We start from the raw sequence: 22,697 nt of genomic DNA, 5'->3' as shown, positions 1-22,697 counted from the left end.
CGCGTCGTGTCCTTTCACGGCTGCTGCAGCAGCCATTCGCCGTAGAAGGCACCGACCCCGGCGATGACGAACAGTGCCGCGATGATCCAGAATCGAACCACGACCGTGACTTCCGCCCATCCCTTGAGCTCGAAGTGGTGATGGATCGGACTCATCAGGAAGATGCGCTTGCCGTGGGTCACCTTGAAGTAGATGCGCTGCACGATGACCGAGCCGGTCTCGATGATGAAGAGCCCACCGATGAGCAGCAGCAGCACCTCGGTGTGGGTCAGGATCGCGAGTGCCGCGATGGCACCGCCGATGCCCATCGAGCCGGTGTCGCCCATGAAGATGTGCGCGGGGTTCGTATTCCACCACAGGAAGCCGGCGACGCCGCCCAGGAATGCCGCGGCGATGACCGCCAGATCCATGGGATCGCGCACGTCGTAGCAGCCGGGTTCGGCACCCGTGCTGATGCAGCTCTGCGCCGACTGCCAGAACCCGATGAGCAGGTAGGCGCCGAAAGCGAAGATGGCAGACCCTGCGGCAAGACCGTCGAGACCGTCCGTCACGTTCACGGCATTCGTCGTTGCCGTAACGATGACCATCACCCAGATCACGACCAGGCCGACGCCGATGATCGGCCCAAAAGTCATGAAGTCGAACGGCAGGTCGCGGAAGATCGAGATGTGGGTCGAGACGGGCGTAATTCCCGCCTCATTCGCGAACTGGAGTCCGAGCGCCGCGAACGAGACCGCGATGATGACCTGACCCGCGATCTTCGCCCAGCCGCCGAGGCCCGCAGACTGCTGCTGACGCGTCTTCATGAAATCGTCGACGAACCCGACGAGCCCGGCACCGACCGCCATGAGAATGACCAGCAACGCCGAAGGCGACGGCTGCTCTCCCATGATGAGCTTGCCCACAAAGTACGCGATCACCGATCCCGAGAGGAAGATAATGCCGCCCATAGTGGGGGTGCCCCGCTTGACCTCGTGCTCTTTCGGTCCGTCGACGCGGATCGGCTGGCCCCAGCGCAGACGGTTGAAGATTCGCACGAACAGCGGAGTCAGCAGCAGCGAATAGAGCAGCGAGAACCCGCCCGCGATCAGCAGCGCGATCATGCGTGCGCCTCCCCGAGTCGGTCGCCGAGTTGCTGGAGCCCCGCGGCGTTCGACGACTTCACGATGACGGTGTCATTCGGACGGAGCGTGTCGGAGAGGTAGGCAAATGCCTCGTCCTGCGTCTCGAAGAACACACTCTCGCCGTCCCACGATCCCTCGTTGATCGCGCTGATATGCAGTTGGCGTGCTGCGGCGCCGACGACGACGAGCTCTGAGATGCGCAGGCGCACGGCCTGCAAAGCGACCCGGATGTGCTCTTCGATGGAGTACTCGCCGAGCTCGCTCATCGCACCCAGCACGGCGACGGATCGCCCGTCTGGCTTGCGGATCTGCGCCAGCGTGCGCAGCGCCGCGCTCATCGAGTCGGGGCTGGCGTTGTAGGCATCGTTGATGATCGTGATGCCGTCACGGCCGCCGAGCACCTCCATACGCCCCGGAGCGGCGAGCGTCGCCCTTTCGAGCTCGGCGACGACGTCGCCGAGGCCCAGGCCGAGCTCGAGGCCGACCGTTGCCGCCGCGAGTGCGTTCATCACGTGGTGCTGCCCCAGCACCCGGAAGTGCACGGGGGCTTCGGCGCCGTCGGCGCGGATGGTGAATCGCGTGCCCTCGGCCGACGATTCGATGTCGGTGGCGCGCACGTCCGACTCCGCGCCCAGACCGAACCACCGCACGCGTGCGCGCGTCAGGTCGGCCATCTGCGCAACGCGCGGATCATCGCGGTTGAGCACGGCGACCGCCGACTCGGGAAGGTCGCGCACCATCTCGCTCTTCGTGCGGAAAGTGGTTTCGATGCCGCCGAACTCGCCGGCGTGGGCGAGCCCCACGGTGAGCACGACTCCGATGTGCGGGGGCGCCATGGCGGTCAACCGGGCGATCTCGCCCTCGCCGCTGGCACCCATTTCGGCGACCAGCGTGCGGGTGTCTGCGGCGACGCGCAGCATGGTCAACGGGCCGCCGACCTCGTTGTTGAACGATTTCGCGGAAGCGACCGTGGCACCGGTGCGTTCGACCATGGACTGCACGAGGTTCTTGGTCGTGGTCTTGCCGTTGGAACCGGTGATCCCGACGATGGTCAGCTCGCCTGCCGCACGCACACGACTCACGACCTCGGTCGCGAGATCGCCGAGCGCGATCGTACTGTCGGCGACCACGATCTGCGGAACTCGGTCGTCGACCTCGTGTTCGACAACGAGCAGCGACGCGCCTGCGTCGACTGCACGATCGGCGAAGCGGTGTCCATCGGTTTCCTCGCCACGGCGAGCGAAGAAAATGTGCCCGGGGCCGACCTCGCGCGAGTCAGTCTGGGATTCACCGGAGATGATCGTCGTGTCGGGCGCGACGGTCGCTCCCGGAACGAGGCGTCCGCCGACAGCGGCTGCGATCTCGGCGAGTGTCAGTTCAATCACGGGAGCAATCCTGCCTCGCGGAGTGCGCCGCGAACTTCGTCACGCGCCGAGTACGGAAGGAATTTCCCGGCGACTTCTTGGTGGTCCTCGTGTCCTGGACCGGCATACAAAATAACATCCCCGGGTTCGGCAAGCGAAATGGCGAGCCGCACGGCGGTGCGCGGGTCTCCCTCTTCAATGACCGTCGCGTGGTGTGCGGAACGCGCTCCGGCGAGCAGCTGTGCGCGAATCGCCTCCGGCGGCTCGGAACGGGGGTGGTAGTCGCACACGATCACGGTGTCAGCTCCTGCGGCGGCGATACGCCCCATCTCCTCGCGCTTCGTGGTGTCGCGATCCCCGTCAGCGCCGAACAAGAAGATCACCTTTCCAGAAGCGACCTCACCGAGTGCATCGAGCATGGCTTCAAATGCGCCCGGGGTGTGTCCGTAATCGACATAGAAGCGCGGACCATCGCTTCCGGGCAGCGTCATCTGCTCGAGCCGCCCCGGAATGAACACCGGAATGCGCCCCCGTTCAAGACCCGCTTCAACCTGGGCGAGCGGGATGCCTGCCTCGTGCAGCATGATGAGCGCCAACGCCGCATTTTCGGCCATGAACCGGCCGAACACCGGCACGCTGCCCCGAAAATGCGCGCCCTCCGGCCCTTGCAGCACGAACGATACGCCGTCGAGGTTTTGCCGGGTGACCGCCAAATGCCAGTCGGCGTCTTGGCCGTACTCAGTGGCCAGCCTGGTGACGGGGATCTTCGACTCGCGCGCAATGCGCTGACCCCACGGAGTGTCGACGACGACGACCCCGCGTGCGGCATGCTCCGGAGCGAACAACGCCAGCTTGGCCGCGAAATAGGTTTCGAGGTCGCCGAATTCGTCGAGGTGATCCTGCGAGAAATTATTGAACGCAACGACATCGAAGTGCACGCCGTCCAGTCGATGACGCACGACCGCCTGCGCTGAGACCTCGAGCGCGACACCCGACACTCCGACCTCGACCATGCGGGCGAGCAGTCCATGCAATTCGGAGGCCTCGGGGCTCGTCAAGTTGCTCACGATGACCTCGTCGCCGATGCGGCGCTCAGCGGTCGAGCTCAAACCGGCAGTGATGCCTGCAGCGCGCAGCAGTTCGGCAATGAGATAGACGACGCTGGTCTTGCCGTTCGTTCCGGTCACCCCGAAGGTGCGAGCCGACAATGCCGCCGTGCCGTAGACCTGCGCCGACACTTCGCCGAGCACCGTGCGCGGGTGCGACTCCGAAACGAGCACGGGCACATCGAGGCCCGCTTCGCGCACTCGATGCACACCGCCCGCGTCCGTGAGAATGGCGACGGCGCCCGACTGCACGGCTTGCGCCGCAAAGTCGGCACCGTGTCGGTGCGCGCCCGGCATCCCGACGTAGAGATCCCCGGGGCGCACGTCGCGCGAGTCCAACGAGACCCCGGTCGCGGCGAGCCCCGTGATGGATCCATCGACCGTGAATCCGAAGTCGCTGACCACCGCCTCGAGTGAAGCGGGATTGGGGCTCTGCGGGCGAATGCTCAAGGCATCTCCGGTACTCACGGGTGGGTGCCTCCTGAGGCGTGTATCAATATTCGGTCGGGAGCGGGGTGAACTCGCCCGTCGACGGTGGGATGTGGAATGTGCGAATGGTCGCTTCAGCGGCGTCACGGAACGCCGTGATCGCCGCGACGCCGCCGTCGCCGCCATTTGATGGGAACGCCACTGATGCTACCGCGACGTATTGCGGGTCGTCGGCCGGGAAGATACCGGCGAAGGAGTTCACGTAGTTGGTGCGATACAGGCCCGTCGCAGGATCAACCTGCTCGGCGGTACCCGTCTTTCCGGCGATCCGATACCCCGGAATCGCCAGGATGTCTTTGAACCAGGCCTCGGTGGTCACGGTCTCGAGCATGGCCATCATGTCGGCCGCCGTGCTCTGCTGAATCGCAGTCACGTCGTCGCCATGATCCATCGTGGTTTTCGTGCCGTCCGATGCGACGCAGTCCGCGACCAGCGCGGGCGGCACGCGCACCCCACCGTTCGCGATGGTCTGGTAGACGCCCGCGGTCTGCACGATCGTGGACGAGAGCCCCTGCCCGAACATGGTGTTGTACGCCGTCTGCCGGTCCCAGTCCGTGTAGTTCGCGAGTTGGCCCGAATCTTCGAGCGGCATGCCCGCCTGCGTGGACTCGCCGATCCCGAATTTGCGGAGATAGTCGTACCGAACTTCCGGGCTCAGCTGGTTGCCGAGCATCGAGGTGCCAACGTTCGACGATTGCGTCAAAATCCCGGTCAGCGTCCAGGGCATTTCCGGGTGCGAAAATGCATCGCCGAAGCGCACGTCGGGTTCAGGCGTCAGATAGTCGGGCGTCAGATTCTGCGACAGCGGCGTCGAGACACCCTGATCAATAAGTGCGGCTGCGGTAATCGCTTTGAACGTCGAGCCGGGCTCGTACGGGCTCGTGAAGGATCGCGCCTCACGCTTGCCGGGGTCGCCCGCATCGACATCGTTCGGGTCGACCGAGCCGTCCTCGGCCACTGCGACGAGCTCCCCCGTCTTCACGTTCATGATGACGAGGTATCCGTATTCGGCTCCAACATTCTGCACCTGCTGGTTGATCGCCTGCTGCGCCTCCCACTGCAGGTCGCGATCGAGCGTGAGCTCCACCGTTCCGCCGTCCTGCACCTTGCGCGTCACCACGACGCTGCCCGGCAGTGCGACACCGTCTTCGCTGCGCTCGTAGGTCTCGGTGCCGTCAACGCCCGTGAGGCACGCGTTCTGCGAGAGCTCGATGCCCGCCAGCGGCTCGTCGTCCGCGCCGAAGAAGCCGACGATATTGCCGCCGACCGCACCGTTCGGATAGGTGCGCTGATGCTGACTCTCGAAGGTCAGCCACGGGATCTCGAGCGCTTTGAGCGCGTTGAGTTGGGTGAGATCGATGGATCGCTTCACGTAGGCGAAGTCTGACTTCGGATTGTCTTTCAGCGCGTCATCAACGATTTGCTGAATATCGTCCGCGCTCTGTCCGGTGATCTTGCCGATCTCTGCAAAGGCCTGCGCTGCGGTCACTTCGACCGTGCCGACGCCGCGTTCGGTGTCGGCCCGGTAGAACACGCCCTTGTTGAGCTTCGTGTTCTTCGGGGAGAGTTGCACGTCGTAGCGTTCATCGGTCGTCGCAAAGACTTCTCCGTTGCGATCGACGATATCGCCGCGCACGCTCGGAATCGCCACGGGCACCGCGCGCTTGTCTTTCGCGTCTTCGTTCAGCGCCGCGGCTGACACCACTTGCACATCGACAAGTCGCACGAGAAACACGAGTGAGGCGACGACGACGATGCCGAGCGCAATGGCTCGGCGCAGCGACGAACCGCGCATTCTCAGCATGCCGTACCTCTCCCTCTTCGGCCGCCGACGGGACGCGCTAGTGGGTGTCGGGAGCCGGAAGCTTTCCCGACAACCGTACCGGCGGATCCATGGTTTCCGACTGAGCGCCCACGGCCTGTCCGCGAGGCACCAGCAATCCCGCAGCGTCGACGACCGGCATGTTTTCCAGCGTCGAGTTCGGAATCAGGTTGCCGTTGGCTTCGGTCGTCTCGGAATCGAGCGCACCCAGCACCGCGCCGTCGCTCAGACGCAGGGTTGCGGGGCGCGTGTTCTGCACCATCCCGAGGGCGGCGGCGTTCTCCGCGAGGTTCTGCGGGGAGGCCAGCTTGTCGACGTTCTGCGAAAGCACACGCTCCACGCGGCCCAGGTCGCGCTGCTCGGTTTCGAGCGCACGCGTCTCGTAGGCGCCCTGTGAAATCGCGATGCTGAGGCCGAGCTGCGTGGCGAAGATAGCGAGGATGATGCCGACTCCTGCGAGCGCGATGGCAAGCGGACTGCGGCGCGGGCGAGGTGCCGCTGTCGGCACCGAGACCGGCCGCAGATGGCGCTCCCCCGGCGTTGTCTTTGGCGCCTGGGCCGGCGCACCGAGCCGCAGCGCGGCGGAGTCAAACTTGACCGGAAGCGTTGCGCTCATCGCACGTCCCTCACTCGTTCGGCGGCGCGAAGCCGGACCGGGATGGCCCGCGGATTACGGGCCCGTTCTGCATCGTCTGCGAGTTCCGCGCCTCGGGTGAGCAGACGGAACTCGGGCCGGTGCTCGGGCAGTTCCACCGGAAGCCCGGCGGGAGCAGTCGACGTCGATCGCCGCGACAGTTCGCGCTTGACGAACCGGTCTTCGAGCGACTGGTACGACATGATGACGGCACGACCGTCAACGGCCAGCAGGTTCAGCGCTGCGGGAATCGCACGCTCCAGCACGGCCAGCTCCGCGTTGACTTCGATGCGCAGCGCCTGGAACACGCGCTTGGCGGGATGCCGCTGGTCGCGTACGGCTGCGGGAGTGGCCTCCTGCAGCACGTCGACGAGCTCTCCGCTGCGCGTGATCGGCGCGAGTGCGCGGGCAGCGACGATGGCTCGCGCGTATCGCCCCGCCAGCGGCTCCTCGCCGTAGCGTTCGAAAATCGCGCGGAGTCGCCCCTCAGGCGCTTGTGCGAGGACATCGGCGGCGGTCTCGCCACGGCTCTGGTCCATGCGCATGTCGAGCGGTGCGTCCTGCGCATATGCAAAACCGCGATCGGCCTCATCGAGCTGCAGCGACGACACGCCGAGATCGAACAGTACGCCGTCGATCCGGTCGAAGCCGCTGTCGTGTACCGCCCGCGCGATGTCGTCATATACGGCGTGCACGCGGATTGCGCGGGCACCGAAGCGCTCCAGTCGTTTTCCGGCCAGCGCGAGCGCTTCGGTGTCACGGTCGAGGCCGATCACCGTGAGGTTGGGAAAGCGCTCGAGCAGAGCTTCCGTGTGCCCGCCCATGCCGAGCGTTGCGTCGACGATGACCGGCCCGTCGGTACTCCCGGCAGTCATTGCGACCGGAGCGAGGAGTTCGATGCAGCGGTCGAGGAGCACTGGCGTGTGCAGCTCGCTCGGATCGCGTGAGATGTCGTGCGTCATGGGATTCCGGGCTAGAACAGCCCCGGGATCACCTCCTCCTCGATTTCGGAGAACGACGCTTCCTGCGCCGCCAAGTAGGTCTGCCAGGCGTCGAGATCCCAGATCTCAGCGCGCGTGCCGGCACCGATGACCGCGACGTCACGGTCGAGCCCGGCGTAGGTGCGCAGATTCTGCGGGATCGTGACGCGGCTCTGCTTATCCGGCGTCTCGGGGTGCGCCCCCGAGAGAAACACGCGCAGGTAATCGCGTGCCTGCTTGGAGGCAAGTGGAGCCGATCGGACCTGATCGTGCAGCACCTGGAACTCGGTTTCGCTGAACACGTACAGGCTGCGCTCTTGACCGCGAGTAATGACGAGACCATCCGCGAATTCATCCCGAAACTTCGCCGGCAGGATCAACCGGCCTTTATCGTCCAGGCGCGGCGTGAAGGTTCCCAGAAGCATGGACCCTCCCTCCACCGTCTCGTCCTGGTTCCCAGTTTACTCCACTTTCCTCCACCAGTTGCGTAATTGGCTCCACTTTATTCCCAGATTCACGAAAATTCGCAGATGCATGCCACCGAGATACGAGAACGATCCGGCCTACGACCGTCCACAAAATCGCCAAATATCGCCGAAGTACCGCGCCATCTCGACACTTTTCGCACCGCCGTGCGACGCCGGGGAGCAAAGTGGGGGGAATTCCGCCGTCGATGAAGAATCAGACGGTGCATCCCCACCACGGGGCACGAGAGGACGCGCCCGATGGCAGTCAGATATCTGCACTCAGGCCGAGGGGACGCGAGTATGCGCGAGCGATCATCCGGGAAACACAAAACGGGCGCCGGACTCAGTCCGACACCCGTTCATGGCGCTGTCAGGCGCGCACTCGGCGCATCGATCAGCGTTCCACCCCACGCTCCGCTCCCTGGGCCGGCGCTGTGGCCCCGCCGAACGCGGTTCAGAAACGCGATGCGTTTCTGATCAGCGTTCCACCCCACGCTCCGCTCCCTAGGCCGGCGCTGTAGCGCCGCCGAACGCGGTTCAGAAACGCGATGCGTTTCTGATCAGCGTTCGCCCTCCATGCGCTGGTCCCAGCGGCGCTCCATGCGCTCGCTGAACGACTCACGCGAAGCTTTGCTCGAACCGCCGCCAGAGGGGGTAGCAGTGATGTCTTCGACGGTCAGCGCGTCCGTGGACCGTCGCGACAACATGAGCATGACGCCGCCCAGCATGACGGCGAAGCCAATGAGCCCGAGCCAGAGCTGCTGCGCTGCAACGCCTCCGATGAGCACGCCGATGCCAATGATCACCACGACGATGCCAAGCACGAGCGACCGGTAGTTCAACCGGCGATGCTCTGATGATCCAGCCTGCATGACGTCGGCTTCGCTTTGATAGAAGCCGCGCTCCATCTCGTCAAGCAACCGCTGTTCGTGTTCTGACAGCGCCATGACGACCCTCCCGGCTCGGTGAAAACTTGGTACCCATCAGTCTACGACTCCCAGCCGTGAGTAGGCTAGGCGCGTGGAAGAAACGACCCGACTCGCAGCCCTCGTCCAGGAGCGCATCACTGACATCCTGGCTCGGCATCGCGAAGATCTGGTGCCGCTCGGCGATGACGCCGACCCGCTCCTCGACTCGGCGGAACGCTTTCTGAGCGGCGGGAAGCGCTTTCGTGCGCAATTCGCTGCGCTCGGGTACCGCTCCGTGCGCGAACTCGACATCTCCGGCGACATCGACGGCGCGTTCTCCGGCGTACTCGACGCCGCGTGCGCACTCGAACTCTTCCATGCGGCTGCGCTGATTCACGATGACATCATCGATCGCTCCGATACGCGACGCGGGCACCCCGCGGTGCATCGTGCGTTCGCCGAGCGGCACGCCGCCGCGAACTGGTCAGGCGCCTCCGAACATTTCGGTATCGCCGGGGCGATTCTGCTCGGCGACCTCCTCCAGTCCTGGGCCGACGAACTGATGCAATCAGCCTGCGCCCACGCGGCGACCGCCGCGGCCGCGATTCGCGCACGCGAGCACTTCAACCGGATGCGCAGCGAGGTCGCGATCGGCCAGTATCTCGATGTGCTCGAAGAGCAGCAGACCGAGTTCGCCGCGCACGACCTGCAGTTGGAGCGGTCAACCCGGGTACTGGTCTACAAGTCTGCGAAGTACAGCGTCGAGGCGCCGCTGCTGATCGGAGCCGCCCTCGCCGGCGCCGACGAATCGCACGAACAGGCGATGCGAGACTTCGGGCTTCCGATCGGCGTCGCCTTCCAACTGCGTGATGATCTGCTCGGGGTGTTCGGCGATGCCGAGGTCACCGGCAAGCCCACCGGTGACGACCTGATCGAGGGCAAACGCACGGTTCTGGTGACTTTGGCCCGGCACCACCTGCCGACGACTCAGCGACGCATTTTCGATGATCTGCTCGGCAACGATCTCGATGCGGAGCAGGTCTCCATCCTGCAGCGCACGATTCGCGAAAGCGGTGCGGTCGATCGCGTCGAAGAGATGATCAGTCGAAATGTCGAGCGCGCGCTCGGCTCGCTCGCCGGTGCACCCGTGCGTCGCGATGCGAGCGATGCACTCGCGCGTCTCGCGGATCGCGCCGCCCGACGCGAGTTCTGAGGCGGGCGACCGACGTCAGGTCGTCGCGTTAGAACGCGAGCGACTGCGTGGCGCGCCGCACCGCGCTCTTGCGCCCTGCTTGCAGCGAATCGACCGGGCGCTCACCCAGCTCCGCATTCTCCGCGAGCAGCCAGATCACTGCCTCTTCTTCCGAGAAGCCTGCGTCGTGCAGCACGAGCAGCGTGCCCCGCAGCGGCGGCAGCGGCTCGTCGCCCTGCAGAAACTCTGCGGGCACACGCATGACCCCGTCGATGCGCACGGATGCGAGGTAGTGCTCCTCGATCAGGCGATGGAGCCGTCCCGGCGTGACGCCGAGACGGTCAACCAGGTCGGCGATGCCGAGCATGGGCGCGGTCGTCAGCGGGCTGCGATCAGAAGAGGTGTTGTCTACCACGGTTCTACTGTGCCAGCGCCTCGCATCTCGCGCAATCCGCGCGACTCCGGCGCGCGTCATGATTCGCCGCATCAGACTTCCGTAGACTCGACGGGTGACTACCGTGCCCACCGACCCGTTGATCGGGCAGACGCTCGATGATCGGTATGCGATCCGTTCGCGCATTGCGCGGGGCGGCATGGCGATGGTCTATCTGGCGACCGACCTCCGTCTGGAGCGGCGCGTCGCGGTCAAAGTCATGCACGAGCATCTCGCCGAAGACGACAACTTCACGCGTCGCTTTGAGCAGGAGGCGCGGAGCGCCGCCCGCCTGTCGCACCCCAATCTGGTCAATGTCTTCGACCAGGGCCACGACCTCGGCCGCACCTATCTCGTGATGGAGTACCTGCCGAGCATTACGCTCCGAGACCTCCTGAAGCAGCAGCACCGGCTCACCACTGAGCAGACGATCGAGATCAGCGATGCGGTGCTCTCGGGCCTCGCTGCGGCGCATGCGGCGGGCATTGTGCACCGCGATTTGAAGCCCGAGAACGTCATGCTCGCTGACGACGGCCGCATCAAACTCGGCGATTTCGGCCTCGCTCGCGCTGTGTCGGCAAATACCACCACCGGCCAGGCGCTCCTCGGCACGATCGCCTACCTCTCCCCCGAACTGGTCACGCGCGGGATCGCCGACGCGCGCAGTGATCTTTATGCCTTCGGCATCATGCTGTACGAAATGCTCACCGGAGCCCAGCCGTTCACGGGCGAGCAGCCGATGCAGATCGCATATCAGCACGCGCACTCTGAAGTCCCCCTGCCGTCGCTGGTTACCCCCGAAGTTCCCGCGGATCTCGATGACCTCGTGCGGTGGATGACGCAGCGCGAGCCCGACGCACGACCCGATAACGCGGGCATCGCTCTCTCCGCCCTGCGCGACGGTGAAGTGCGTGACGCACCCCTGGGATCGACGCGGGTACTGCCTCGCGCGGCTGACGAGGGCATCCCGACGCCGTCCACCTCGGTTCTCAACCCGCAGCAGCAGTGGGCCGTAGCTTCGGGCGCCGATGCCACCACGGTCGCCCCGCAGATCGACGTGGCAGAGTCACCGGCGAACACCGCCGCAGCTGCCACGTCCATTGATCGCGCCGCTGGGTATGCCCGATCGCGCAGCCGCCGCGGCCGTTGGTTGGCGCTGCTCGCCGCAGTGCTCGTCGTGTCTGCCGGAGGCATCGGATGGTGGTTCGGGCAGGGTCCCGGATCCCAGGTGTCGGTACCCGATGTCTCCGGGCAAGAGATCGCGGCTGCGCAATCCGCTCTGGAACAGCACGATCTCGTGGTGTCGCTCGTCGAGTGCTCGAGCCTCGAGGTACCGGCCGGCAGCGCAGCAGGCAGTGATCCGCAGGCCGGTGCACGCGTCGATCGAGGCACCGCGGTACAGCTCTGCCAGTCGACGGGGCCGCAAATGCTGCCGGTACCGACCCTCGTGGGGCTCCCCCAAAGCGACGCCGAGTCGGCGATCGCTCAGGCCCAGTTCGCCTTTGGCTCCGTCGTGGAACAGCGTTTCTCCGACGCTGAGGCCGGTACGGTGCTGGCGGCGCTCGGCAGCGATGGCGATGCCCTCGGCGACACCTACCCTGAACAGGGGGTGGTCGACCTCATCACCTCAGCGGGCACCCTGCCCGACGTTGCTGGCGCGTCCGTCGCCGATGCGACGGCGACGCTCGCGGACCGCAAGCTGACGGTCGATGCGTCTCTGCAGCAGGATGCTTACAGTGACACCGTCGACAAAGGATCCGTGATCGCCCTGCTTCCGCAGACCGACCCGGTGCGCCCAGGCGACAACGTCGGATTGCAAGTGTCGCTCGGTCCCGAACTCTTCCCCATTCCCGACGTGTCAGGCATGGGCTTGCAAGAGGCGATGGACGCACTCACCAACGCGGGCTTCGCCCCGAGCACCTTGGTTCCTGATGCGCTGCGCAGTTTCGCCAAGGCCACCAGCACCGACCCGGCAGCCGGCACCGAAGTCGCTGCAGGCACCGAGATTCGCGTGCGCAGCACGATCTCGCTCTAATCCTCGCTCGAGTCTCTCAGACCTGGCGCACGAACGCCCCCGCTCACCTCGTCGGTGTGCGGGGGCGTTCATGGCGAACGGGTCAGGAGATCTTCTTGAGCTCCTCAGCCACCTGGAACGCGAGCTCGAGCGACTGCATGTGGTTGAGGCGCGGGTCGCAGAGCGACTCGTACCGCGTCGCGAGCGTGTCTTCGTCGATGTTCTCCGAACCACCGAGGCACTCGGTGACATCGTCACCGGTGAGCTCGATGTGGATGCCGCCGGGGAAGGTGCCGACCTCGCGGTGCGCCTCGAAGAAGCCACGCAGCTCGTCCATGACGTCGTCGAATCGGCGCGTCTTGTAGCCCGTGGCCGTCGTCATGCCGTTGCCGTGCATTGGATCGGTGACCCACAGCGGGGTCGCACCGGCGTCACGCACACCCGCAAGAAGGCCGGGAAGGACGTCGCGGATCTTGCCCGCCCCCATGCGCGTGATAAACGTCAGTCGGCCGGGCTCGCGCTCGGGATCGAGCTTGTCGATGAGACGCAGCGCATCGTCAACCGACGCCGTCGGGCCGAGCTTCACACCGATCGGGTTGCGCACGTGCGAGAGGAACTCGACGTGCGCGCCGTCGAGGTCACGAGTGCGCTCACCGATCCAGAGCATGTGCCCCGAGGTGTCGTAGAGGTTGCCCGTGCGCGAGTCGACGCGCGTCAGCGGTCGCTCGTAGTCGAGCAGCAGCGCCTCGTGGCTGACGTAGAACTCGGTCTGCGTCAGTGCTGCGTTGTCGACGCCGCACGCGGCCATAAACTTGAGTGCGCGGTCGATCTCAGCGGCCAGGGATTCGTAGCGCTGGTTCGCCGGGTTCGAGACGAAGCCCTGATTCCAAGCGTGCACCTGACGCAGGTCGGCGAAACCCCCCTGCGTGAACGCACGAATGAGGTTCAGCGTCGACGCGGAGACGTGGTACCCCTGCACCAGTCGCTGCGGGTCCGCGGTGCGCGAGTCGGTCGTGAAGTCGTAGCCGTTCACCAGGTCGCCGCGGTAGGCCGGCAGCGTCACACCCTCACGAGTCTCCTCGTTGCTCGATCGCGGCTTCGCGAACTGACCGGCCATGCGTCCGACCTTGATGACCGGCATCGAGGCGCCGTACGTCAGCACGACCGCCATTTGCAGCAGCGTCTTCACGCGATCACGGATCTTGTCGGCCGTCGCCGCGGCGAACGTTTCGGCGCAGTCGCCGCCCTGCAAGAGGAAGGCTTCACCGCGCGCAGCAGCGGCGAGGCGCTCGCGCAGCTGATCGGCTTCGCCGGCAAAGACCAGCGGAGGCTGCGCAGAAAGCTCGCGCGACGCAGAGGCCACGGCATCGGGATCGGGCCAGACCGGCTGCTGCTTGGCCTCGAGCGCCTGATAGGCGTCGAGCTCCGCGAACGCTCGTTCGGCAGCAGTCTCGTGAATCTGGGTAGTCATTGCGATCCCTCACAGTAGGTACGTGAAATCGTCGCGGCGGATCGCCGCAACCCTGTCAGCCTACTGCCTCAGGCGGGCCCCCGACGACGCGGAGACGGTTGAGCGAGACGCCCGAAGCGAACGTGCGGCGTCGCGGCGCGTGCTCCCCCGGTCGACGGGGGCGATCAGCGGTTGCGCACGCTCGACGCATAGACGTCGACGTAGCTCTGGCCGCTCAGTTTCTGGATCTCGAGCATGATCTCGTCGGTGACGCTGCGCAGCACGAATCGATCGGCGCTCATCCCTGCGAAACGAGTGAAATCCAAGGGCTTGCCGACGACGGTTCCAATGCGACGGATCTTCGGCACCTTTGCCCCGATGGGCATGGCCTTCTCCGTATCGATCATGACGATGGGCACGACCGTGGCACCCGATTCCACGATCAGACGCGCGACACCGGTACGTCCGCGATACAAACGGGCATCGGGGCTCCGCGTGCCCTCGGGGTAGATGCCGAGCACGTCACCGCGATCCAACACCGCGAGACCCGTGTTCAATGACGCTTCGGACGCCTTGCCGCCGGAGCGGTCGATGGGCAGCTGGCCCACGGCCAGCATGAACGACTTCACCAGCCAGCCCTTGAGCCCTTTTCCGGTGAAGTAATCGCTCTTCGCAAGGAAGTAGACCCGCCGCTCGATCATCGCGGGCATGAAGAAGGAGTCGATCACTGACAAGTGGTTTCCTACAAGAATCACCGGCCCGGTCGCGGGAATGTTCTCGGCACCCTCCAGCCACGGGCGGTAGATCGTTTTCAGCAACGGCCCGATGATCAGGTGTTTAAAAATCCAGTAGAGCACAGCCCACGATTCCTCTCGACTGAGAACACCATACCTGAGCCCGGGTGGACGCGGGGGTATGCATATAGGGTGGCAGAACAAGGTGCGACGCGAGACGCCGCGTCGCGGATGACGGATACATGAGTATCGAAGGAGCTGCCGTGAATCAGTCCGAAACCCCGATCCTCGTTCCGCCGGTGCCGGAGGACAACATCACGGATCTTCTCGAGCAGCGAGTTGAGGAGACGCCGGATCGCGCACTCTTCGCCGTCCCCGAAGGCGAGGGCTGGCGCGACGTCAGCGCGGCCGAGTTCCGCGCCGATGTGATTTCGCTGGCGAAGGGCTTCGCTGCCGCCGGCATCGAGCCGGGCGACCGCATCGCGTTCATGTGCAAGACGAGCTACCAGTGGACCCTGGTGGACTTCGCCATCCACTACACCGGTGCCGTGATGGTGCCGATCTATGAGACGTCATCCCCGCTGCAGGTGCACTGGGTGTTGGAAGATTCGGGCGCGCGCGCGATCCTCACGGAGACTGAAGATCACGCAGAACGGTTCTCTGAGATTCGCGACGACCTCCCTGCCGTGTCGCTCTCCTGGCGCCTGGACCAGGGCGCGCTCGACGAGCTCCGGGCGCAGGGCGCAGCCATCGACGACGCCGAGATCGTGCGTCGCCGCTCCATCGCCGTCGGAAGCGACGTCGCAACACTCATCTACACGTCCGGCTCCACCGGGCGACCGAAGGGCTGCGTACTCACGCACGCCAACTTTGTCGATTTGTCACGCAACACAGCTCCCGCACTCACCGAGCTGGTGCACCAGCCGGGCGCTTCGACGTTGCTCTTCGTGACGCTCGCCCACGTCTTCGCCCGGTTCATCTCGGTGCTCTCCGTGCACGGGGGCGTTCGCGTCGGGCACCAGGCCGACACCTCGCAGCTCCTGCCCGCACTCAGCACGTTCAAGCCGACGTTCCTGCTCGCGGTGCCACGCGTGTTCGAAAAGGTCTACAACTCGGCCGAGCAGAAGACCGAGTCCGAGGGCAAGGGCAAGATCTTCCGCGCAGCAGCCAAGGTTGCGGTCGCGCACTCCGAAGCTCTCGATGCCGGCAAGGTGCCGTTCGTACTAGGCCTCAAGTTCAAGCTCTTCGACAAGCTCGTCTACGGCAAGCTGCGCGAGCGTCTGGGTGGCAACGTACGGTTCGCTGTGTCGGGCTCAGCTCCGCTCAGCCACTACCTCGGTCACTTCTACCGCAGCCTCGGCGTCAAAATTCTCGAGGGCTACGGGCTCACCGAAACCACCGCACCTGCAACGGTGAATCTTCCGCACAAGTTCAAGATCGGCACCGTCGGCCCGGCGCTTCCGGGGCACACGATCCGCATTGCCGAAGACGGAGAAATCGAGATCAAGGGAATCGACGTCTTCAAGGAGTACTGGAACAATCCCGAGGCCACTGCGGCTGCGTTCACCGCCGACGGATTCTTCCGGACCGGTGACATCGGTTCGCTGGATAACGACGGGTACCTGTCTATCACTGGCCGCAAGAAGGAAATCATCGTGACCGCTGGCGGCAAGAACGTCGCGCCAGCGGCTCTCGAAGACCCGATCCGTTCGAATACCATCATCGGGCAGGTCGTCGTGGTCGGCGATCAGAAGCCATTCATCTCGGCACTCGTCACGCTCGATCCTGAGATGCTTCCGAGCTGGCTCAAGAACAATGGTGAAGACCCGAACATGACACTCGAGGAAGCCGCCGTCCACCCGAAAGTGCTGGCAGAAGTGCAGAGCGCCGTTGATGCCGGAAACGAGTACGTGTCGCGTGCCGAATCAATCCGCAAGTTCATCATTCTTCCGACGGAGTTTATCGAGGCGAATGGTCACCTCACCCCGAAGATGAGCATCCGTCGCGACAACATTCTCCGCGACTTCGCGGGTGAAATCGCCGGGATCTATGGCGAGAATCCGCAGACCGAGACCGTCAACGTCGCGCGGTAGCAGCTCCTTCTCTGACAGCACAGCCCGGGCCACTACGAGTGTGGTGGCCCGGGCTGTGTGCGTGACGTCGCTCCGCTCAGAACCAGGCAGAGGTGCGTATCTGACGCATTGCCTCGCCGCGTGACTCGCGGTCGAGACGAGAGAGGTACAGCTTGCCGTCAAGATGGTCGCACTCGTGCTGGAGCGCTTGCGCCATCAATCCCTCGCCCGAGATCTCGATCGAGTTGCCGTCGAGATCGATTCCTCGAACCGTCGCACGCGGATAGCGCAGCACGTCGAACCAGAGGTCGGGCACGGAAAGGCACCCTTCCCCGGTCAGCTCCGGTTCGCCCTCAAGCGCCACAATCTCCGGGTTCAGGACGTAGCTGATCTCTCCGTCGATATGCAGGCTGAACGCTCGCAGGGTATGACCGATCTGCGTTGCAGCGAGCCCGGCGCGGCCGTCCATGTCGACCGTATCAATGAGGTCTTGCACCAACGCTCGTACACCATCGTCAATGTCAACGATGGGGTCGCAGACCGTGCGGAGCACGGGATCGCCAAAGACTCGGATGTCACGAATCGCCATGACATCCGAGCCTACCGGCACGGGCCGTCAGCCCGAAAACGCTACTCGGTGATGGTGGCGATCAAATCGCCCGACTCGGTGGCCCGCGTCCCGGTGAACACGACCCGCTCCACACGACCCGATACCGGGGCCGTGATCGCGGCCTCCATCTTCATCGCTTCGATCGACGCGACCGGCTGACCCGCCTCCACGACATCCCCGACCGCGACCTTCACCGTCACCGTGCCGGAGAACGGCGCCGCGACATGCCCAGGAACCGTGCGATCAGCTTTCTCCGCGATCACGGCCTCAACCTTGACCGACTGATCCTTGACATACACCTGACGCAACTGCCCGTTCACACGAACCATCACGGTGCGCACACCCTTCGGGTCCGCCTCACCAATGGCTTCCAGGCCCACGTACAACCGCACACCCTTCGCGAGATCGATGGCATGCTCTTCACCGGCGGACAGACCGTACAGGTAGTCCGGAGTGTCCAAGACCGACACGTCACCGAACTGCTCGCGCGCATCCATGAACTGACGCGTCGGCTGCGGGAAGAGCAGTCGGTTCAATGCGTCGCGCCGCTCAGCACTCGTGCCGTCGAGCAACGCCTGGTCGGCGTCCGACACCGGCGTGACCGCGATATCAACGTTGCGCCCGGCGAGCACCTTCGAACGGAAGGGCTCCGGCCACCCGCCCGGGATCTCACCGAGTTCACCCGCGAGGAACCCGACCACGGAATCCGGAATGTCGTACTTCTCCGGGTTCGCCTCGAAATCAGCGGGATCGGCGTCAACGGCAGACAAATGCAGAGCGAGATCGCCCACGACCTTCGACGACGGCGTCACCTTCGGAATGCGCCCGAGAATCCGATCCGCCGCCGCATACAGGTCTTCGATCTTCTCGAAGTTGTCGGCAAGCCCCAACGCGATCGCCTGCTGACGCAGATTCGACAGCTGCCCACCCGGGATCTCGTGCGTGTACACGCGACCCGTCGGCGAGGGCAGCCCCGACTCGAACGGCTTGTACACGGCGCGCACGGCATCCCAGTACGGCTCCAACGCATACACCGCGTCCTGATCAAGGCCGGTGTCGCGGTCCGTGTCCGCGAGCGACGCCACCAGGGCGGACAGCGACGGCTGCGATGTCGTGCCCGACATCGGCGCGGATGCCGCATCGACCGCATCCACGCCCGCAGCACTTGCCGCGAGCAGCGTCGCGAGCTGCCCGCCCGGAGTGTCGTGCGTGTGCAGATGCACGGGCAGCGCGAAGCGCTCCCGGAGCGCGGTCACGAGCTTCGCAGCGGCAGCGGGCCTGAGGAGCCCGGCCATGTCCTTGATCGCGAGCACGTGCGCGCCCGCATCGACGATCTGCTCCGCGAGACGCAGGTAGTAGTCGAGGGTGTACTTGTCTTCGGCCGGGTTCAGCAGATTGCCCGTGTACGACATCGCGACCTCGGCCACGGCCGTCCCGGTCTCCCGGACCGCATCGATCGCGACCCGCATCTGGTTCACATCGTTCAACGCGTCGAAGATGCGGAACACGTCCACGCCCGTCGCAGCCGCCTCTGCCACGAACGCCTGGGCGACTTGCTTCGGGTACGGGGTGTACCCGACCGTGTTCTGACCACGCAGCAGCATCTGGATCGGCACGTTCGGCAGCGCTTCACGGAGCACCGCGAGCCGCTCCCAGGGGTCTTCTCCAAGGAATCGCAGCGCGACATCGTACGTCGCCCCACCCCACGCCTCAACCGACCACAGCTGCGGCGTCATCCGCGCCACATACGGGGCGATGCGGGCGAGATCGCGGGTGCGCACGCGCGTCGCAAGCAACGATTGGTGCGCATCGCGGAACGTCGTCTCGGTCACCGCGAGTGCGGTCTGCGCGCGCAGCTGGGCGGCGTAGGCCTCCGGGCTCACCTCCAAGAGCAGCTGGCGGTTGCCTGCGGGGGCCGGCGCGGCAATATCGATCGCGGGCACCTTCTGCGCGGGATCGATGTGCCCGGGCCCTGCTCCGTTGGGTTGATTCACCGTCACGTTCGCGACATGCTGCAGCAGCCTCGTCGCACGATCCTTCGGCTTATTCATCTGCAGTAGCTCGGGCCGCTCCTCAATGAACTGCGTCGACACATCCCCAGCCCGAAACGCATCATCCGCAAGCACCGCCTGCAAGAACGGAATATTCGTGGAAACGCCGCGGATTCGGAACTCCGCGAGCGCACGCTCGGCGCGGTTCACTGCCTCGGGGAACGAGCGAGCGCGGCAGGTCAGCTTCGCGAGCATCGAGTCGAAGTGCGGGCTGATCTGAGCGCCCACATCAATGGTGCCGCCATCCAAGCGCACGCCGCCGCCACCCGGCGAACGATACGCCGTGATGCGGCCCAGGTCGGGGCGGAACCCATTCGCGGGATCCTCCGTCGTGATGCGGCACTGCAGCGCCGCACCCCTGAGCTGGATGCGATCCTGCGTCAATTCGAGTTCTTCGAGCGTAGCCCCGGCAGCAATGCGCATCTGCGCGCGCACGAGGTCAACATCCGTGACCTCCTCGGTCACCGTGTGCTCGACCTGGATACGCGGGTTCATCTCGATGAACACATGCTCACCCCGACGCTCCCCCGCCGTATCCAACAAAAACTCGACCGTGCCCGCGTTCTCATACCCGATCGACTGCGCGAACGCGATCGCATCCCGCGTCAACTCGTCCCGCTTCTCCTGCGAAAGATTCGGGGCCGGAGCGATCTCCACGACCTTCTGATGCCGACGCTGCACCGAACAATCCCGCTCGAACAAATGCACCGTCGCACCCGTCGAATCCGCCAGCACCTGCACCTCGATATGACGCGGACGCAGCACCGCCTGCTCGATAAACATCGTCGGATCACCAAACGCGGACTCCGCCTCACGCATCGCGGACTCCAACGCGTCACGCAGATCCTCGACCTGTTCCACACGCCGCATACCACGACCGCCACCACCCGCAACCGCTTTCGCGAACACCGGGAACCCGATCTCCTCCGCCCCCGAAATCAACGCATCCACATCCGTCGTCGGCGGCGTCGAACGCAACACCGGCACCCCAGCCTGAATCGCGTGCTCTTTCGCAGCAACCTTGTTGCCCGCCATCTCGAGCGCGTTCTTCCCCGGACCAATAAACCGGATCCCTGCCGCCTCGGCCGCCGCCGCCAACTCCGGGTTCTCCGACAAGAACCCGTACCCCGGATAGATCGCGTCAGCACCCGACTCGACCGCGACCCTGACGATCTCCGCCACATCCAAGTACGCGCGCACGGGATGCCCGACCGTACCAATCAGATACGCCTCGTCCGCTTTCAAACGATGCAACGAGTTGCGATCTTCATAAGGAAACACCGCTACCGTCTGGGCACCCAGCTCATGCGCCGCCCGAAACGCGCGAATCGCGATCTCACCACGATTCGCCACCAAGATCTTCTGGAACACTCCGCCTCCTTGCTACTGCGCTTATCGCCGGGTGCCCACACCGTCGAACTGGTTTGATATCAAGATACATGGTCACGGTTACCGGCTTCGGCATTGAGCAACACCGGCACCCGACCGCGCCGCGAATTTCCCCACTGAATCCGTTGCGATCCGACTTCGCCGAGAACGAAGTCAGGCGATCCACACGCCAAATCCACTAAACTTGCCGTGTGCATGTATTGAGTGTGAGTTCCCTCAAGGGCGGCGTCGGCAAGACGACCGTGACGCTCGGCCTCGCATCGGCCGCGTTTTCACGGGGTCTACGGACCCTCGTCGTGGACTTCGATCCGCAGTCCGACGTATCGACCGGGCTCGCCGTCAACCCCGAGGGGTACGCCAATATCGCCAACGTTCTCGAGAGCCCGAAAGAGAAAACGGTGCGCAGTGCGATCGCGCACAGCGGGTGGAATGACTACCACGAGGGCGGCACCATCGATCTGTTGGTCGGCAGCCCCTCCGCAATCAACTTCGATGGGCCGCATCCATCGACACGCGACATCTGGAAGCTCGAGGAAGCCCTCGCGATCGTCGAATCCGAATACGATCTCGTGCTGATCGATTGCGCCCCCTCATTGAACGCATTGACGCGCACCGCTTGGGCAGCGAGCGACCGCGTGCTGGTGGTCGCAGAACCGAGCCTGTTCGCTGTGGCAGCGACCGACCGTGCGCTTCGCGCAATCGAGGAAATTCGTCGTGGCGTCAGCCCCCGCCTGCAGCCGCTCGGCATCCTGATCAATCGCACGCAGCCGCAGTCGATGGAGCACCAGTTCCGTATTCGGGAACTCCGCGAGATGTTTGGTCCGCTCGTGCTCAACCCGCAGCTTCCCGAGCGCCTCTCGCTGCAGCAGGCGCAGGGAGCCGCGAAGCCGGTGCACATGTGGCCCGGCGAGGCGTCTCAGGAGATGGCAGCGAATTTCGATCTGGTCCTCGATCGCATTCTGCGTTCCGCCGGCATCGACGCAGCGAGGGCTTCTGAGCCGGGAGCGCCGACTGCGACCGCGGTCACCGAAGACTGACGACGAACCGCGTCCCGTGAGATGACGAAGGGGCTGACCGCGAGTATGCGGCCAGCCCCTTCGTCATCTCAGAACCGAATCAGGATATCTTCCGAGTCTTCCGGCGAGCAGCGAGCTCATCGACCGCACGATCTTGTGATGCTTCCTCGCGATGCTCGTCCATGTCGACGAGAGACGTCTCCACCTCGCGCAGCACCTTCCCCACGGCAATGCCAAAGACACCTTGGCCGCGACTCACCAGGTCGATCACTTCATCATTCGAGGTGCAGAGATACACACTCGCGCCATCGCTCATGAGCGTCGTCTGCGACAGGTCATGCACACCGGCTTCGTGCAGCTGCGACACAGCCGTGCGAATCTGCTGCAACGAAATGCCCGTGTCGAGCAGGCGTTTCACGAGCTTCAGTACCAGAATGTCTCGGAATCCGTAGAGGCGCTGCGACCCCGAGCCCTGTGCGCTGCGCACCGTGGGTTCGACGAGACCGGTGCGGGCCCAGTAGTCGAGCTGACGGTAGCTGATTCCCGCGGCACGCGCCGCGGTCGCACCCTTGAATCCGCCGTCTTGGTTCGGGCGCGGAAGACCGTCGTCGAACAACACATCGGCATCGATCGCATACGACTGGAGCGTTTCAGCAGGCGCCTCAGAGTACGCCCCGGCGGAGACAACGTCTGGCTCCGCCTCCACAGATGGAGTCGTCGCATCGCCGTCAGGATGCCGAGTGTGCTCCATCGTGTTCCTTTCTCATCGGCGCACCGTGAGAGCGGCGCCGAACTCCCCCAACGCTACCGAGTGCTCGACCCCCCTGCAACGACCGTTGAGT

18 protein-coding genes are annotated in these 22,697 nt (G+C 64.9%); 4 read left to right on the top strand and 14 right to left on the bottom strand.

Annotated elements, in window-relative coordinates; genetic code table 11:
• Nucleotides 1–14: 14 nt before the first annotated feature.
• The 8 genes from mraY to ACZF5Y_RS06830 form a co-directional block, all read right to left on the bottom strand.
• On the bottom strand, nt 15–1,103 hold the full coding sequence (mraY, locus tag ACZF5Y_RS06865) for a phospho-N-acetylmuramoyl-pentapeptide-transferase (protein WP_497535063.1): 1,089 nt from the start codon (nt 1,101–1,103) through the stop codon (nt 15–17).
• Nucleotides 1,100–2,509 (bottom strand): UDP-N-acetylmuramoyl-tripeptide--D-alanyl-D-alanine ligase, encoded by a 1,410-nt coding sequence (locus ACZF5Y_RS06860; protein WP_497535062.1) that lies wholly within the window; start codon nt 2,507–2,509, stop codon nt 1,100–1,102. Before ACZF5Y_RS06860 ends, mraY begins: the two co-directional genes overlap by 4 nt.
• A complete protein-coding gene (locus ACZF5Y_RS06855; protein WP_497535061.1) occupies nt 2,506–4,062 on the bottom strand; it encodes a Mur ligase family protein in 1,557 nt (518 codons plus the stop codon). The genes ACZF5Y_RS06860 and ACZF5Y_RS06855 overlap by 4 nt, the downstream gene beginning before the upstream one ends.
• Nucleotides 4,063–4,087: 25 nt before the next feature.
• Nucleotides 4,088–5,887, bottom strand: coding sequence for a peptidoglycan D,D-transpeptidase FtsI family protein (locus ACZF5Y_RS06850; protein WP_497535060.1), 1,800 nt, complete (start codon nt 5,885–5,887; stop codon nt 4,088–4,090).
• 37 nt (nt 5,888–5,924) lie between these two features.
• Complete coding sequence (ftsL, locus tag ACZF5Y_RS06845; protein WP_497535059.1) at nt 5,925–6,521, bottom strand: cell division protein FtsL; 597 nt, start codon at nt 6,519–6,521, stop codon at nt 5,925–5,927.
• Nucleotides 6,518–7,501 carry a 16S rRNA (cytosine(1402)-N(4))-methyltransferase RsmH gene (gene rsmH, locus ACZF5Y_RS06840; RefSeq protein WP_053385762.1) on the bottom strand — a complete coding sequence of 328 codons (984 nt, stop codon included), beginning with the start codon at nt 7,499–7,501 and terminating at the stop codon, nt 6,518–6,520. The genes ftsL and rsmH overlap by 4 nt, the downstream gene beginning before the upstream one ends.
• A gap of 11 nt (nt 7,502–7,512) precedes the next feature.
• Nucleotides 7,513–7,944: a division/cell wall cluster transcriptional repressor MraZ gene (gene mraZ / locus ACZF5Y_RS06835; protein WP_053352900.1), complete on the bottom strand. Its 432-nt coding sequence runs from the start codon at nt 7,942–7,944 to the stop codon at nt 7,513–7,515.
• Nucleotides 7,945–8,546: 602 nt separating this feature from the next.
• On the bottom strand, nt 8,547–8,933 hold the full coding sequence (locus ACZF5Y_RS06830) for an SCO2097 family morphological protein (RefSeq protein ID WP_497535058.1): 387 nt from the start codon (nt 8,931–8,933) through the stop codon (nt 8,547–8,549).
• A 73-nt stretch (nt 8,934–9,006) separates the two neighbouring features.
• On the opposite strand from ACZF5Y_RS06830, the gene ACZF5Y_RS06825 reads away from it, so the two are divergent.
• A complete protein-coding gene (locus ACZF5Y_RS06825) occupies nt 9,007–10,107 on the top strand; it encodes a polyprenyl synthetase family protein (RefSeq protein ID WP_497535057.1) in 1,101 nt (366 codons plus the stop codon).
• Nucleotides 10,108–10,135: 28 nt separating this feature from the next.
• On the opposite strand, the gene ACZF5Y_RS06820 is transcribed toward ACZF5Y_RS06825, so the two are convergent.
• Complete coding sequence (locus ACZF5Y_RS06820; protein WP_306455205.1) at nt 10,136–10,501, bottom strand: Rv2175c family DNA-binding protein; 366 nt, start codon at nt 10,499–10,501, stop codon at nt 10,136–10,138.
• A 94-nt stretch (nt 10,502–10,595) separates the two neighbouring features.
• Between ACZF5Y_RS06820 and pknB the strand changes: the two genes are divergently transcribed.
• Nucleotides 10,596–12,554, top strand: a complete 1,959-nt coding sequence (gene pknB, locus ACZF5Y_RS06815) for a Stk1 family PASTA domain-containing Ser/Thr kinase (protein ID WP_497535056.1) — start codon at nt 10,596–10,598, stop codon at nt 12,552–12,554.
• Between the two features lie 82 nt (nt 12,555–12,636).
• Here the strand turns inward: pknB and ACZF5Y_RS06810 are convergent, their stop codons facing one another.
• Together ACZF5Y_RS06810 and ACZF5Y_RS06805 are read right to left on the bottom strand one after the other, a co-directional pair.
• Nucleotides 12,637–14,004, bottom strand: a complete 1,368-nt coding sequence (locus ACZF5Y_RS06810) for a class II 3-deoxy-7-phosphoheptulonate synthase (protein ID WP_497535054.1) — start codon at nt 14,002–14,004, stop codon at nt 12,637–12,639.
• Nucleotides 14,005–14,168: 164 nt separating this feature from the next.
• A complete protein-coding gene (locus tag ACZF5Y_RS06805; protein WP_053352894.1) occupies nt 14,169–14,840 on the bottom strand; it encodes a lysophospholipid acyltransferase family protein in 672 nt (223 codons plus the stop codon).
• A gap of 140 nt (nt 14,841–14,980) precedes the next feature.
• On the opposite strand from ACZF5Y_RS06805, the gene ACZF5Y_RS06800 reads away from it, so the two are divergent.
• On the top strand, nt 14,981–16,810 hold the full coding sequence (locus tag ACZF5Y_RS06800) for an AMP-dependent synthetase/ligase (RefSeq protein ID WP_497535053.1): 1,830 nt from the start codon (nt 14,981–14,983) through the stop codon (nt 16,808–16,810).
• 76 nt (nt 16,811–16,886) lie between these two features.
• Here the strand turns inward: ACZF5Y_RS06800 and def are convergent, their stop codons facing one another.
• Together def and ACZF5Y_RS06790 are read right to left on the bottom strand one after the other, a co-directional pair.
• The gene (gene def, locus ACZF5Y_RS06795) at nt 16,887–17,378 is read right to left on the bottom strand and encodes a peptide deformylase (RefSeq protein ID WP_497535052.1); all 492 of its coding nucleotides are present in this window, start codon (nt 17,376–17,378) and stop codon (nt 16,887–16,889) included.
• A 41-nt stretch (nt 17,379–17,419) separates the two neighbouring features.
• Nucleotides 17,420–20,821 (bottom strand): pyruvate carboxylase, encoded by a 3,402-nt coding sequence (locus ACZF5Y_RS06790; RefSeq protein ID WP_497535051.1) that lies wholly within the window; start codon nt 20,819–20,821, stop codon nt 17,420–17,422.
• Between the two features lie 209 nt (nt 20,822–21,030).
• Between ACZF5Y_RS06790 and ACZF5Y_RS06785 the strand changes: the two genes are divergently transcribed.
• Complete coding sequence (locus ACZF5Y_RS06785) at nt 21,031–21,876, top strand: ParA family protein (RefSeq protein ID WP_497535050.1); 846 nt, start codon at nt 21,031–21,033, stop codon at nt 21,874–21,876.
• Nucleotides 21,877–21,955: 79 nt separating this feature from the next.
• On the opposite strand, the gene ACZF5Y_RS06780 is transcribed toward ACZF5Y_RS06785, so the two are convergent.
• A complete protein-coding gene (locus tag ACZF5Y_RS06780; RefSeq protein ID WP_497535049.1) occupies nt 21,956–22,606 on the bottom strand; it encodes a MerR family transcriptional regulator in 651 nt (216 codons plus the stop codon).
• Nucleotides 22,607–22,697: the final 91 nt, after the last annotated feature.

It is taken from the genome of Leucobacter sp. WKLB1, from assembly GCF_059696215.1.
This window is presented reverse-complemented; position numbering and strand designations above follow the sequence as displayed.

Coding starts and splice junctions, on each gene's coding strand:
- mraY (WP_497535063.1), bottom strand. CDS start 1,103: ATGATCGCGCTGCTGATCGCGGGCGGGTTCTCGCTGCTCTATTCGCTG.
- ACZF5Y_RS06850 (WP_497535060.1), bottom strand. CDS start 5,887: ATGCTGAGAATGCGCGGTTCGTCGCTGCGCCGAGCCATTGCGCTCGGC.
- ftsL (WP_497535059.1), bottom strand. CDS start 6,521: ATGAGCGCAACGCTTCCGGTCAAGTTTGACTCCGCCGCGCTGCGGCTC.
- rsmH (WP_053385762.1), bottom strand. CDS start 7,501: ATGACGCACGACATCTCACGCGATCCGAGCGAGCTGCACACGCCAGTG.
- mraZ (WP_053352900.1), bottom strand. CDS start 7,944: ATGCTTCTGGGAACCTTCACGCCGCGCCTGGACGATAAAGGCCGGTTG.
- ACZF5Y_RS06830 (WP_497535058.1), bottom strand. CDS start 8,933: ATGGCGCTGTCAGAACACGAACAGCGGTTGCTTGACGAGATGGAGCGC.
- ACZF5Y_RS06810 (WP_497535054.1), bottom strand. CDS start 14,004: ATGACTACCCAGATTCACGAGACTGCTGCCGAACGAGCGTTCGCGGAG.
- def (WP_497535052.1), bottom strand. CDS start 17,378: ATGGCGATTCGTGACATCCGAGTCTTTGGCGATCCCGTGCTCCGCACG.
- ACZF5Y_RS06780 (WP_497535049.1), bottom strand. CDS start 22,606: ATGGAGCACACTCGGCATCCTGACGGCGATGCGACGACTCCATCTGTG.